This window comes from Flavisolibacter ginsengisoli DSM 18119 (assembly GCF_900129295.1).
In the GTDB taxonomy this organism is placed as follows: Bacteria; Bacteroidota; Bacteroidia; order Chitinophagales; family Chitinophagaceae; genus Flavisolibacter; species Flavisolibacter ginsengisoli.
In genome coordinates this window covers 98,012-112,154 of sequence record NZ_FQUU01000006.1, presented here as the reverse complement: position 1 = coordinate 112,154, position 14,143 = coordinate 98,012, and the positions used below count along the sequence as shown (strand labels likewise).

Annotated in this window: 13 protein-coding genes; 5 read left to right on the top strand and 8 right to left on the bottom strand. The window is 36.0% G+C overall.

All coding sequences use genetic code 11. The features are described from left to right. Positions 1-17: 17 nt before the first annotated feature. The 4 genes from BUA53_RS08920 (at position 18) to BUA53_RS08905 (ending at position 4,348) form a co-directional block, all read left to right on the top strand. Positions 18-1,085: a fatty acid desaturase family protein gene (locus BUA53_RS08920; protein ID WP_072835026.1), complete on the top strand. Its 1,068-nt coding sequence runs from the start codon at positions 18-20 to the stop codon at positions 1,083-1,085. A 200-nt stretch (positions 1,086-1,285) separates the two neighbouring features. Then, positions 1,286-1,624: an RNA recognition motif domain-containing protein gene (locus BUA53_RS08915; protein ID WP_072835025.1), complete on the top strand. Its 339-nt coding sequence runs from the start codon at positions 1,286-1,288 to the stop codon at positions 1,622-1,624. Between the two features lie 212 nt (positions 1,625-1,836). After that, positions 1,837-3,237, top strand: coding sequence for a S41 family peptidase (locus BUA53_RS08910; RefSeq protein WP_072835024.1), 1,401 nt, complete (start codon positions 1,837-1,839; stop codon positions 3,235-3,237). A 154-nt stretch (positions 3,238-3,391) separates the two neighbouring features. Then, on the top strand, positions 3,392-4,348 hold the full coding sequence (locus tag BUA53_RS08905) for a CvpA family protein (protein ID WP_072835023.1): 957 nt from the start codon (positions 3,392-3,394) through the stop codon (positions 4,346-4,348). A gap of 79 nt (positions 4,349-4,427) precedes the next feature. Here the strand turns inward: BUA53_RS08905 and BUA53_RS08900 are convergent, their stop codons facing one another. The 4 genes from BUA53_RS08900 to kdsA form a co-directional block, all read right to left on the bottom strand. Next, the gene (locus tag BUA53_RS08900) at positions 4,428-5,855 is read right to left on the bottom strand and encodes an MBL fold metallo-hydrolase RNA specificity domain-containing protein (protein WP_072835022.1); all 1,428 of its coding nucleotides are present in this window, start codon (positions 5,853-5,855) and stop codon (positions 4,428-4,430) included. Positions 5,856-6,160: 305 nt separating this feature from the next. After that, the gene (gene pyk, locus BUA53_RS08895; RefSeq protein WP_072835021.1) at positions 6,161-7,651 is read right to left on the bottom strand and encodes a pyruvate kinase; all 1,491 of its coding nucleotides are present in this window, start codon (positions 7,649-7,651) and stop codon (positions 6,161-6,163) included. A gap of 107 nt (positions 7,652-7,758) precedes the next feature. Next, positions 7,759-8,742, bottom strand: a complete 984-nt coding sequence (pfkA, locus tag BUA53_RS08890; RefSeq protein ID WP_072835020.1) for a 6-phosphofructokinase — start codon at positions 8,740-8,742, stop codon at positions 7,759-7,761. 177 nt (positions 8,743-8,919) lie between these two features. Next, positions 8,920-9,744, bottom strand: coding sequence for a 3-deoxy-8-phosphooctulonate synthase (gene kdsA / locus BUA53_RS08885; protein WP_072835019.1), 825 nt, complete (start codon positions 9,742-9,744; stop codon positions 8,920-8,922). A gap of 121 nt (positions 9,745-9,865) precedes the next feature. Here kdsA and BUA53_RS08880 point away from each other — a divergent pair, with 121 nt between their 5' ends. Beyond that, positions 9,866-10,810: an NAD-dependent epimerase/dehydratase family protein gene (locus BUA53_RS08880; RefSeq protein WP_175546044.1), complete on the top strand. Its 945-nt coding sequence runs from the start codon at positions 9,866-9,868 to the stop codon at positions 10,808-10,810. A gap of 11 nt (positions 10,811-10,821) precedes the next feature. Here BUA53_RS08880 and dapB read toward each other — a convergent pair whose 3' ends face one another. The 4 genes from dapB to BUA53_RS08860 form a co-directional block, all read right to left on the bottom strand. Further along, positions 10,822-11,544, bottom strand: a complete 723-nt coding sequence (gene dapB, locus BUA53_RS08875) for a 4-hydroxy-tetrahydrodipicolinate reductase (protein ID WP_072835018.1) — start codon at positions 11,542-11,544, stop codon at positions 10,822-10,824. 35 nt (positions 11,545-11,579) lie between these two features. Further along, a complete protein-coding gene (locus BUA53_RS08870; RefSeq protein WP_072835017.1) occupies positions 11,580-12,269 on the bottom strand; it encodes a DUF5683 domain-containing protein in 690 nt (229 codons plus the stop codon). Continuing rightward, the gene (locus BUA53_RS08865) at positions 12,262-13,176 is read right to left on the bottom strand and encodes a ParB/RepB/Spo0J family partition protein (protein WP_072835016.1); all 915 of its coding nucleotides are present in this window, start codon (positions 13,174-13,176) and stop codon (positions 12,262-12,264) included. The genes BUA53_RS08870 and BUA53_RS08865 overlap by 8 nt, the downstream gene beginning before the upstream one ends. 161 nt (positions 13,177-13,337) lie before the next feature. Further along, the gene (locus BUA53_RS08860) at positions 13,338-14,141 is read right to left on the bottom strand and encodes a ParA family protein (protein WP_072835015.1); all 804 of its coding nucleotides are present in this window, start codon (positions 14,139-14,141) and stop codon (positions 13,338-13,340) included. Positions 14,142-14,143 lie beyond the last annotated feature (2 nt).

Sequence of the window (14,143 nt, the reverse complement as noted above, 5' to 3'; positions counted from 1 at the left end):
TTTGGTTAGAAATTAGTATGGCAATTCCCAAATTCCCCTCAGTTAAACAATCTTTTCACGTAGAATTAAAAAAGAGAATCAACGACTACTTTGAAACTTCTGGAAAATCAGTTACAGGGAATAAACAACTCTTTATAAAAGCAGGTGTTCTTTTTACTGCTTTTTTAGGTCTTTACATTCACCTGGTATTTTTTACCCCTTCAACGTTATGGGCTGTTTTAGAATGTGTGATTTTAGGGCTTGTAGTGGCAGGAATTGGATTTAATATAATGCATGATGGTGCCCATGGTAGTTTTAGTAAATATAAATGGGTAAATAATGTTGCCGCTTTTTCATTAAATCTTTTAGGAGGCAGTTCCTTTATGTGGAATGTAAAGCATAATGTAATACATCATGCTTATACTAATATAGATGGGGTAGATGATGACATTGACATCCAGCCATGGATGAGAATGAGTTCAACACAGCCTAAATTGAAAATGCATAAATATCAGCATTTCTATTTTTGGTTTTTATATTCCATGTTGTATATCCTTTGGGTGTTTGTTTTAGACTATCAAAAATATTTTAAAAGGAAAATAGGGGATATGCCATTGAAAAAAATGACCGCTTGGGATCATATAGTTTTCTGGGGATTTAAAGCTATCTATCTTTTTTTATTCTTTCTGGTACCGTTTTATACTGTTGGATTCGTTCCAACAATCATTGGGTTTTTAATTTTTTCAGTTATAGCTGGTTTTATATTAAGTATTGTATTCCAATTGGCTCATACCGTTGAGCATACACATTTTCCTGTTCCTCATGATGAAAGCGGTAAACTGGACGACGAGTGGGCAATTCATCAATTAAAGACGACTGCCAATTTCGCCCCTAAGAACAAATTGATCAGCTGGCTGGTAGGAGGATTAAATTATCAAATAGAACATCATCTTTTTCCAAAGATTTCACATGTTCATTACCCGGCCATTCGTAAGATTATTAAACAGGCTTGTAGTGAGTTTAATGTTCCTTACACTGAATATAAGAAAATGAGCCATGCAGTTATATCCCACGTCTTATTTTTAAAGCAAATGGGGCGTGCCTAGCTAATTGTTTTTGATGGGAACTTAACAAATGATTCTTGTCATATGGAAATGATTTTAATCACATTCTCTTATATTTGCACCGTTATTTGAGCTTCGCATTTGGTAAGTGTACAATTAATCTGCTACTTTTTCCGCTGTTAGTTTGACCCTTTACTTTCTTGCCTCGTCTCAATTTAATTTAAAATTTATTAAAAGAAAGTATGAACATTTATGTTTCCAATTTAAGCTTCAATGTGCAGGATGAAGACTTAAAAGAATTTTTCACTGAGTATGGTGAAGTTACTTCTGCTAAGGTGATCACAGACAAATTTACTGGCAAGAGCCGTGGATTTGGATTTGTTGAAATGTCAGATGATGAAGCAGCTAAAAAAGCGATTGCCGAATTAGACCAGGCAACTGTTGAAGGAAGATCCATTCGTGTAATGGAAGCAAAGCCTAAAGAAGATAAACCTGCACGTTCCGGTGGTGGTTTTCGTGGTAACAACGGCGGTGGCGGCGGTTATAACGGCGGTGGCGGTTATAACAAGAGCAGGTACTAATATATTTGCCTTTGTGAGAAATTAAGCTCTGACATAGTCAGGGCTTTTTTTATATCCAATATTTTATATTACGGGCTAAGACTATCATTTTCTAAATGAATTATATTAACAATTTTTTCCTTATAAACACTTGTTAAATAGATATTGAGCTACAATTTGAGCCCATTGTTTGCAGTTATTATCCATCACCTCTAAAACAATCCAATAATATTATGCAATCTATTAAGAGCTACCTGTTCATAGCAGCATTGGTGGGTTTAGTATTTTTTACATCCTGCAAAAAAACAGATGTTACTGCGGGCGCTGTAAATCCACCTACGCCAACTAATACTTCAACACCTTCAGTTGCAACAGCAGATGCATTAAAGGATTCTGCTCTTTTGTATTCAAAAGATATTTATTTATGGTATAACCAAATTCCTTCCAGTTTTAATGCCAGGAGTTACAGCGATATGGATAAGCTAATGATTGGCTTACGCCAATATAGTACCGAACCAGGCTTTTCCGGAGCAGTTGATAAATGGAGTTTTGCAGTTAAAAAAGCTGAATGGGATAATGTTAGTTCAGGAGTTTCAACAGGAGATTTTGGGTTAAATGTATTTTTTATGTCAGAAGGGGATCTCCGTGTAAAGCTTGTAGAGAAGCAATCACCTGCTGGATTAGCGGGAGTACATAGGGGATGGCGTATAACTTCAATCAACGGAAATACAAATATTACGACAGGAAATGCAACATTTATTGTTCAGAATATTTATCAAAGCAATAATGCTAAAATTACATTTCTGAAACCAGATAATAGTACTGTTACTATGGATCTGTCCGCTTCCAATTACAATGATCAGCCAGTTATTATTGATACTGTTTATTCAATTAATTCAAAGAAAATTGGGTATTTGGCTTTTAATTCTTTTCTGGGCGATACTACTGAGATTTTTAATCAGTATTCCCGCATATTTGGAAAATTTGCTGCTGCAAATGTAAATGATGTTATCATTGATCTTCGCTACAACGGTGGGGGTTATGTTTCTGTTCAGGAAAAAATGGCTGACTGGCTTGCACCTCAATCCGCAAATGGGCAGGTGATGATGGAGCAACAATTTAATAATAAGTATACGCAATATAATAGCGAGGATAGGTTTAGTAAACTTGGAAATTTAAATCTAAATAGAGTGTTCTTTATTGTAAGCAGTAGTACAGCTTCGGCAAGTGAATTGCTCATTAATAACTTAAAGCCATATATGGATGTTTTCCTTGTAGGTCCCAGTAAAACATATGGAAAACCTGTTGGATTCTTTCCTATCCCAGTGGGTGACTGGTATATTTTCCCAGTTTCATTTAGAACAACTAATAAAAATGGCGAAGGAAATTATTTTAACGGTATTCCGGTAAATAGCCAGGTTGCAGATGGTTTAGATAAAGACTGGGGAGATATCCAGGAAAGCAGTTTGCATAGTGCAATAAGCTATATCACTTCTGGAACTTTTAGAAGCCAGGCTGCTGGTTCCGGAAATCATGGACTGATCTACAATGAGCAGCCAGAAGTTAAATCAGGCAATATTGTATTAGACCAAACATCTTTTAAAGGCGCCATTGATACTAAAAGATTTAAGTAGACCATCTTTAATAGTAAAACAGGCTGTCTTAAAAGTTTAAGCAGCCTGTTTTGTTTTCGTAGATATGTGAGTGCATTATAGTGGGATCACATTTGGCAAAAAGATACTTTTATCGTAGCATGTTTTTTGAGTTTTATATAAGAAAGGCTTAGATATGAATTGGATAGATGCTGCCTTATTGCTAATTGTAGTTTTTGCAATGTGGGCTGGATGGCAAAAAGGCTTTATTCTTGGGGTCGTTGATCTATTGGTATGGATAGGAAGTTTGGTTGCTGGGTTCTTTTGTTATAAATTTTTTGGTTCCTTCCTCCGTGATAGTTTTCCGCGTTTAGGTGTTTGGACACTACCGCTGGCGTTCTTAATTACAATAATACTAGCACGAATCATTCTGACTTTTATTTTTAACCAGTTTCTGAAGGTTACATCGAATGAAACACATCATCATGAAGTCAATCATGCTATGGGTTTATTGCCTGGTTTGGTTAATGGATTATTATATAGCACAATAGCGGCGGCTATTTTATTCGCTATACCAGTTTCCAATAACCTTAGCACTCTTACGAAAAAGAGTGAATTTGCGGGTAGGCTGACCTCAGGTGTTGAATGGCTGGATAATAAGTTAACTCCTATATTTAAAGATGCTACCCGGCAAACCTTAAACAATTTAACAGTTGAGCCTAAATCCGATGAAACTGTTGATTTACATTTTACCGTATCTAATGCTCGTCAAAGACCTGATCTTGAAAAAGAAATGCTTGCTATGGTAAATGAGGAAAGGACCAAACGTGGATTGCAACCTTTAACGGCTGATCCTGAATTAACTATTGTAGCACGTAAACATTCAAAGGATATGTTTGAAAGAGGATATTTTTCACATTATACACCAGAGGGCAAAGATCCTTTTGATCGTATGAAAGCTGCAAATGTTCAATTTGTGGCAGCAGGGGAAAACTTAGCTTTGGGACAAACACTTCCTATTTGTCACCAAGGTTTAATGAACTCACCAGGACATCGGGCAAACATTCTGCGGCCTAATTATAACCGCGTTGGTATAGGCATTTTAGATGGGGGCATGCATGGCTTAATGATATCCCAGGAATTTAGAAATTAAATTATAGTAATAATTATTTAATGAAGCAATTTTTGTAATCGGATTCATTAATTATCATTGAAGATTGCGTAACCCTGACTTAGGCCCTTTTAGCTATCAGATTTGATACTATAATATATGACTGGTGTTGACCGGGTATTTCTACATTTTTATAGCCCTTTAATTGTAAGCGTTTAGCAAATGCTTGTTGTACACTGTATTCTCCATGAACCAGGTATATAGACTTTACTTGTTCTGGATCCTGACAACTGATAAATTTTAGGAGGTCGTCTGTATCTGCATGAGCGCTCATTCCTTTGATCTGTCCTACCTCACAGAGAACAGCACATGGGTCATTAAATATTTCAACTTCTTTAGTTCCAATTAATAGTTGTCCTCCTAAAGAATTAGGGCTGCAATAACCAACAAGCAAAACACCGCAATTTTCTTTACTAATACAACTATTGATATGATGGCGTACTCTACCTGCATCCGCGGTGCCACTTGCTGATATAATAACACATGGCAAAGTGGATTCCGTTAATCTTTTACTATCCTCGACATTGTCAATATATTTTAACCCCGGAAAATCAAAAGGGTCATCATCAATGGATAATACTTGTTGCAAACGATCATTGAATTGATCTGTATATTTTTTAATTACACCAGTTGCTTTAGAACTTAATGGACTGTCTACAAAGTACGGAATTTCAGGAAGTCTTTTTTCGAGACTTAATTGGTTTAATGCATACAGCACTTCCTGTGTTCTACCTACACTAAAGGCTGGAATTATTAATTGCCCCCCATTTTCAATACATATATTTTTTATCCATTTGTGTAACTTTTCGATTGTATTAAATTTGATATCATGGTGCTTATCCCCATATGTACTTTCCATTATTATATGGTTAGCTTGTGGGAATTCTGCTGGAGGTTTTAGCAGTACGGACCGGTATCTTCCTATATCTCCTGAATAAAATAGGGTGTTTTCTTTACCCTGTTCAGTTATTTTTAAATAAATGCCGGCACTACCTATTAAATGCCCGGTATTAATGAACAATAATTGCAAACCTTCACTTAATTCTGTCAATTGATCATAGTCTATTGTTTCAAAAAGATTTAAAGAAAGTTGAACATGCTCAGAAGTAAAAAGAGGTTCATACGGAGGCAAATTCCTTAATGATCTCTTTTTGTTTTTGTATTCTATCTCATATGTTTGAATTTCTGCGCTATCATATAATAGAATTTCGGTAAGATCTTTGGTCGCAGGAGTGCAAACGATCTTACCTTTAAATCCTTCTTTTACCAATTTAGGTATAAGACCAGTATGGTCAATATGTGCATGCGATAACAGTAAAAAATCAATTGATGACGGATCAAATCCAAATTTTTCATTCAGATCATCTGTTTCTACACCCATACCTTGAAACATTCCACAATCGAGCAGAACATTCAGTCCATTATCTAATGTTAGTAAATGACAGGAACCTGTCACAGTACGGGCTGCGCCATGAAATTTTATATTCATTCAAATACCTGAGCTAATATTATACCTACTTACTATTTAAGTTATTTGTTACTATCTAAATACTATTTGTAACGATATTTCCACAGTTCTAATTATTTGCTGTATGAGGAATGATAGATGAAATGAGGAATACATCATCTCCAATGATTTTTAAAAAAAAACTGGAAGAATAATTTGCCTTTTCCTTTATGGAGAAAATTAAATGTATGGGCCTGCTAGATAAGTTACTGTAAATTATCTTTCTATTTATAAAAAAAAGGCTTTATCATAAGTTGACAAAGCCTTTTTTTATAGTTAAGTTTTTTTTATTCAACCTTAGTTATCTTGACAATATTAGTAGGTAAATGTAAATGAACAGGTGTGCTGCCAGTATTTACAACAATGTCACCGCTTTTCAGAAACGCTCTTTCTTTTAAAATATCTATTTGATCAAAAATAATGTCATCAAGGCTTTCTTCTTCACCGTAATGGAAGGCTCTAACGCCCCAGCTAAGGCTTAATTGATTAACAAGTGAGCGCTCCTTAGTAAATATAAATAAAGGTGCTTTAGGTCTATAACTGCTCAGCATAAAAGCAGTATAGCCACTCTGAGTCATTCCAATAAGCGCATCTGATTGTACATCTTGTGAAAGTTTGCACGCATTGTAACAAATAGCATCACTTAAGAAAGAAGGAGAGTGGGGTTGAGGAGTTAACACTTCTTCAAGGTTATACCTATATTCAGTTCTTTCAACTTCCATTATAATCTTGCGCATTGTTTCAACAACCAATTTAGGATGTTGCCCAGTGGCAGTTTCGCCACTAAGCATAACCGCATCTGCGCCTTCCAAAACTGCATTTGCAACGTCAGTTATCTCACTTCTGTTGGGTTTGCTTCTGTCAATCATGCTTTCCATCATTTGGGTAGCTACAATTACAGGTTTTGCCCTGTGGAGTGATTTCCTAATGATGTTTCTTTGAATTAATGGAATTTGTTCAATTGGTAATTCTACCCCAAGATCACCCCGTGCGATCATAATAGCATCACTTTCTACTATTATATCTCTTAAATTATTAAGCGCTTCCGGTTTTTCAATTTTTGCAATGATCTTGGTTTTGCTTTTCTTTTCATCAAGTTTATAACGAAGTAAGGTAATGTCCCTCACACTTCTGACGAACGAAAGCGCCACCCAGTCCAATTGTTGTTCTATGATAAATTCAAGGTCTACCAGGTCTTTGTCTGTAAGTGCGGGAAGAGAAATCTTGGTATCCGGAAGATTTACACCCTTTTTGGAAGAAAGTAATCCGCCCATTGTTACTTCAACCTGGACATCATTGTTCTTTAGAATTTTTTTAACCTGGACTTCTAGTTTTCCATCATCGATCAATATTTTATTACCAACCCTTACATCAGCATGCAGATTAGGATAGGAAACATAGATCCTTTCTTTATTACCTACCAATTTTTCATTGGTGAATGTCAGAATATCTCCCGGCTGAACATCTATACCACCATTTTCCATTTCCCCTACGCGCAACTTAGGTCCTTGTAGGTCACCCAGGATTGCAATATTGTAAGGCTCTCTATCATTGATCTGCCTTATATATTCAATAATCTGTTTTTTATCTTCATGTGAACCATGAGAAAAGTTTAAACGGAATACATTGACACCACATTTTACCAGGTCTAAGAGTTTATCATAGGTGTCACAGGCTGGTCCAACAGTGGCTACAATCTTAGTCCGATGGTAGGAGTGTTCCAGCCCAGCGGTCTTATCCATTTGCTTATGAAAATACTTGTCGACGTTTTTGCTCATATTTTACTAACCCAAACAGGCAGTTTACTTGTTATTGAATAGAATTACATCAATTATGGTTCAAATACTTTACTTTTTTGAACAAAAGAACTATATACTTAATTAGATCAACTAGCAAGTATCTTAACAATCTTCATCCATTCATCGCTAATGGTGCTCTTTTTTTTGTGGACCTTGTCCAAAGGCACATAGTTCATCTTATTGTTCTGAATACCAACAAATACATTATGTCGACCTTCAATTAAAGATTCAACTGCATGATAACCCATTCTGCTCGCAATCAACCGGTCCAGGCAAGTAGGTGCTCCACCTCTTTGAATATGACCAAGTATACAAACCCTTGTTTCTGTTTGTGGTAACCTTTCTTTAACTGCTTTCGCAACTTCATTTGCCCCGCCAAACTCGTCACCTTCAGCTACTACTATAAGATTCACTAATTTTTTTCTTCTTTCTTTTTCCTGAAGGGAAGCGATGACATCTTCAATATCAGTTTTCTGCTCTGGGATCAGTATGTTTTCAGCTCCTGTGGCAATTCCGCTGTGTAAGGCAATATAACCAGCATCTCTACCCATTACTTCTATAATAAACAGGCGGTCATGGGCATCTGCAGTATCCCTGATTTTATCAATTGCCTCTACTGCAGTATTGACTGCAGTATCGAAACCAATTGTAAAGTCTGTCCCGGCAATATCCTTATCAATTGTACCAGCAATACCTATGCATGGTATATCGAATTCTTTACTAAACTCTACGGCACCCCGAAAGGATCCATCTCCTCCTATAATAACTAATCCATCAATACCTCTACGTTGCAAAATTTCATAAGCTTTTCTCCTTCCTTCCGCAGTGTGAAATATTTTGCATCGAGCAGTTTTCAGAATGGTGCCTCCTCTTTGAATGATATTAGCAACTGACCTTCCTTCCATTTTGTAGATATCATCTTCTATAAGACCCTGGTAGCCTCTCATGATACCATATACTTCCAGTCCATTGTAGATTCCCGTACGAACTACCGCCCTGATGGCTGCATTCATCCCCGGAGAATCACCGCCTGAGGTTAAAACACCTATTCGGCTAACTTTTTTTGCCATTTTCTTTATCCTTATTTCTATTGAGATTATTAATATGTAATCTCATTCAATAAACCTCAAAAATAAGGTTTTGTATTTAGTGTGTATATGCTACACATTTTTTTAAGTTTCTCAATTGAAACGCATAGGGTATCTTCCTTACTTTAACGTCTAAAAAAGGAATTTTACCTGTGATTTTTATTCTTTGACCGCTTTCCTGATTTTTATCAACTTTATTAATAATTCCTCTAAAAGATCCAGTCTTAGCATATTTGCCCCATCACTTTTCGCACATGAAGGATCAGGATGTGTTTCAATAAACAGCCCATCTGCACCTGCTGCAATAGCAGCACTTGCGATTGTGCCAATTAATTTAGGGTTACCACCTGTTACGCCAGTAACCTGATTTGGTTGTTGCAAACTATGGGTACAATCCATAATTACCGGAGCATCAAATTGTTGCATTATTGGAATATTACGATAATCAACAACGAGATCCTGGTAACCAAATGTAGTTCCTCGCTCAGTTAGCATTATTTTTTGGTTCCCGGTTGCCTTTATTTTTTCGACAGCAAATTTCATTGATTCCCCACTAACAAACTGACCTTTTTTTACATTTACGATTTTTCCTGTATTTCCTGCAGCGACTAATAAGTCTGTTTGACGGCACAAAAATGCAGGGATTTGAAGTATATCCACATATTTTGCCGCTAATAAAGCTTCATGTTCGGTATGAATATCAGTAGTGGTTGGCAAACTATATTTTTCCCCAGCCTTACGGATTATGTCCAATCCAACTTCATCACCAAGACCTGTAAAAGAGGATAAACTTGTTCTATTGGCTTTGCGGTAAGACGCCTTAAATATTAATGGAATTTGAAGCTTCTTGCATATCTCAGCTACTTTCTCTGCAACCTCAAAAACCAGGTTTTCACTTTCAACAACACAGGGGCCTGCAATAAGAAAAAATGCGTCCTTGTTATAAACTTGGGAAGAAAAGGTGTCCGCCAAAAATTTAACCATGGTTGCAAAAATAATCCATAGTTTATTGTTAGTTAGCTAATTCTTTTGAGCCATAGATTCTCATTAGGATGTTTATTGATGACATCTGTCTAACTTATATTTGCTCCCAATTTTAATTGCCATGAAACAGGAAAAGATACTTGTTATAGGTGCATCAGGTCAGATAGGGGTAGAGCTTACATTGGCATTAAGGAAAATATATGGTGCTGGAAATGTAGTAGCCTCAGACTTAAGAGAACAAAATGAATTGTTACAAGGCACCGGGCCATATGTAAGCCTTGATGTAATGAATAAAGAAATGCTTCATGTGCAGGTAATTCGTCAGGGTATTACCCAAATTTATTTACTCGCAGCTATTCTTTCTGCAACGGGCGAAAAGAATCCAAACCTTGCCTGGCATTTGAATATGCAAGGCCTTTTAAATGTGTTGGATATAGCCCGTGAAGAAAAGTTATCAAAAGTATACTGGCCAAGTTCAATTGCTGTATTTGGCCCTACATCTCCCAAGAATGACTGTCCCCAACGTACCATCATAGAACCCACTACTGTTTATGGCATATCCAAATATGCTGGGGAATTTTGGTGTAATTACTTTTTTAATAAATATGGTGTTGATGTCAGGAGCCTTCGGTATCCAGGGTTGATATCATACAAGTCAGCTCCTGGAGGAGGGACCACAGATTACGCAATCGAGATCTTTCATGAAGCAATAGAGAATAAACATTATGATTGTTTCCTGCAGAAAGATACTTTTCTTCCTATGATGTATATGCCAGATGCTATAAGAGCCACGATTGAGTTAATGGAAGCCCCAAGTGAAAAAATAAAAACAAGAACGTCCTATAATATTTCCGCAATGAGCTTTTCCCCCGAAAATATTGCTGCGGAGATAAAAAAACATATTCCTGAATTTACAATAAATTATGAACCAGATTACAGGCAGACAATTGCTAATAGCTGGCCTGGCAGTATAGATGACAATGTAGCAAGAAATGATTGGGGATGGAATCCAAAATTTGACCTTTCAGCTATGACAATTGATATGCTAACTAACTTAAAATCTTAAAAAGGGTGTAGTTATTTTATTTGCAAAACATCTTGCATAGTAAATATTCCTTTTTTGTCATGGATATATTCAGCTGCCTGGATAGCTCCTAAGGCAAATCCTCCTCTATTATGGGCTGTATGAATTATCTCAATATCATCAATTCCAGAGCTATATTTTACCTGGTGAGTTCCTGGGGCTGGATCAATTCGTTCACTTATAATTGATAAATCTTCCCGATTGGATGAATATCCCTTTACCCAATTTTTCTTTGTTTTAAAAATTTCAAGGACTTGTTCAGCTAAAGTAACAGCAGTGCCGCTTGGTGAATCCTTCTTTTGCGTATGATGTATCTCCTTTAACGAAACATCATATTCTTGATTATGTGAAGCCATTAATTTTGCAAGGTATTTGTTAACTTCAAAGAAGATATTAACACCAATACTAAAGTTGCTGGCGTGAAGAAATGATCCATTTTTTTCTTTACAATAGGCCCTGATAGATTCTAGGTTTTCATTCCACCCTGTAGATCCGCTTACAACCGGTAAGTTATAATCAATGCATCTTTTAATATTTTCAAAAGCGCTATCGGGACCTGTAAATTCTATAGCTACATTGGCTTTTTGTAGATTAGGTCTTGTAAATTCTTCTGTATTGTCGATATGGATTTTTACCACAATTTCATGCCCTCTTCCCATTGCCAGTTTTTCAATCAATTGACCCATTTTGCCATATCCTATCAGTGCAATTTTCATAAGTTATTTTCTATAATTAAATCAACAAATTCTTGTCAATGAAATGCAAGTATAAAGCTTAAACCTGTGGTGCCTGCAAATTGGCTATGCCCAAATTTCATATGAAAACTGAGGTCAGGGCTCACATCAAATGCTTTTAAATGAGCATCAACTGTTGCATCAACTACATTCAAGCCCCACAAAAGAATAAATACCAGGGCTGAGTAATCAATGTTTCTCCTATATTCATCCCGGTAAGTTCTCAATGCATTAATATCAAGGGGTACTAATTCAGGTTTTATTTTAAAATAGTTGGTTGAGTCCCCAGGAATTGTTTGACCAGTTGAGCTGCTCTTAGGCTGAGCCTCAAATTTTGCCTTATAGGCAAAACGCAGTTCTCTATAGTTTTGTAAATTAAAAACAAAAACGCTACCCGATAATCCTAAGGCAGCATAAACAATGGGAATCTTCCAATATTTCTTATTATAAAATTGCCCCCATCCAGGTATGATAGCTGAACGAATAGCTGCTTTTTTGGGTGAATGAAGTTTAAGTATTGAATCTACAGTAGGCTTATTAGCAACAGTAGGACTGTCTAGTTTAGGTAATGAGTCAATAAGAATGCGAGGCTTGGTTGAATCAAATGTAACAGACTTTACAGTGTCAACCTGGGCATAGCTAAATAAACATTGCAATAAAAGTATTGCAATAAAGATAGTTTTTACTTTATAGGCTTGGTTAATCAATGCTTACATTCATTTGATCTAATAACTTGTTTAATTCTTCTAATGAGTAATAATCAAAAGTTATTTGCCCACTACCATTTTTACTATGCTTCATTTTAACACGTGTGCTAAAATGAGAAGCAAGTTTATCTTCAACTTTTTTATAGCCATCTGGTAGTGAATTAACTGTTGGTTTCTTACCCTCTTTTTCTTTATATAAAGCCCTGACTAGATTTTCTGTTTGTCTTACGGATAAATCTTTTGATTTGATCTCATCAAAAATGTATAATTGTTTATCTATTGTATCAACATTAATCAAAGCACGGGCATGCCCCATACTGATTTCTCCATTGCGAACAGCAACCTGTATGTCAGGAGGAAGCTTTAAAAGACGTAAGTAATTAGTGACAGTACTCCTGTCTTTTCCCATTCTTTCAGCAACTTCTTCTTGGGTGTGTGATAATTCTTCCATCATTCTCTTATAACTAAGAGCTACTTCCATAGCATTTAAATCTTCTCTTTGAAGATTTTCTAATAGTGCTAATTCAAGTAATTCCTGGTCATTAGCAAGACGTATATAAGCGGGAATATCTTTTAAACCAGCAAGTTTTGCTGCTCTAAGTCTTCTTTCCCCAGAGATAAGACGGTATTTATTACCATGTAATTTGGAAACAGTTACTGGTTGAATAATATCATGAAGCCTTATTGACTGAGCCAATTCCTGTAATGCTACCTCATCAAAATCTTTTCTGGGTTGTTTAGGATTTGTTTCAATATTTTCCAGAGGAAGGCGCATAATCCCCGTGGCTGCTTCTACGGCCTGAGGTTTTAGCTGACCAGAAGTGTTTTTTAGATCTGAATCAATACTTTGTAAAAGAGATCTTATCCCTTTTCCTAAAGCATCTTTATTTTGTTTTGGTGCGCTCATGTAATTGTTTAAAAATTCAAAGGTAAATGTTCAATTTTTATGACATTGATTCAAAGATATTATCCAGTTTCCAAATCATTTTGAAACCATAATCAAATAGGCTAAAACTGTAAACTTTTGCCCTAAGTTCACTATTGACTATAATAATTAACTAATAATCATTATAACTCGAGCGTTCTTTCTTCCTGAGGAATTTTGGTAAGATTGTTTTTTTGAAGGATTTCCTTTGCAAGGTTCAGGTAATTCATTGATCCTTTACTGTTTGCATCATAAAGTATAACAGGTTTTCCGACACTTGGAGCTTCACTGAGACGAGCGTTCCTATGAATAATCGTGCTGAATACCAACTCTTCAAAATGCCTCCTAACCTCAGCAACTACCTGGTTGCATAATCTAAGCCTCCCATCATACATGGTCATTAATATTCCTTCTATTAAGAGAGAAGTGTTTAAGCGACTTTGAACAATTTTTATTGTATTTAATAACTTACCTAGTCCTTCAAGGGCAAAAAATTCACATTGTACAGGTACAATAACTGAATCAGCTGCTGTTAAAGCATTAACAGTGATCAATCCCAGGGAAGGGGAACAATCAATAATTATAAAATCATAATTGCTTTTAATTTCATCGATCATGAATTTTAAAACCATTTCCCTGTTAGGATAATTGATCATTTCAATTTCAGCACCTACCAGGTCTATGTGAGAGGGGATAAGATCCAGATTCGGAATATCAGTTTTTAAAATTACGTCTCTGGCCTCAGCATTATTTACCATGCAGTCATATAGACTTTGAGTTACATTTTGCAAATCAAAGCCTACACCGGTTGTGCTGTTTGCCTGGGGGTCAGCATCTACCAATAATGTTTTGTATTCAAGAACAGCAAAAGAGGCCGCTAAATTAATAGCAGTAGTAGTTTTCCCTACTCCTCCTTTTTGATTGGCAACTCCTATAATTCTGGCCATTT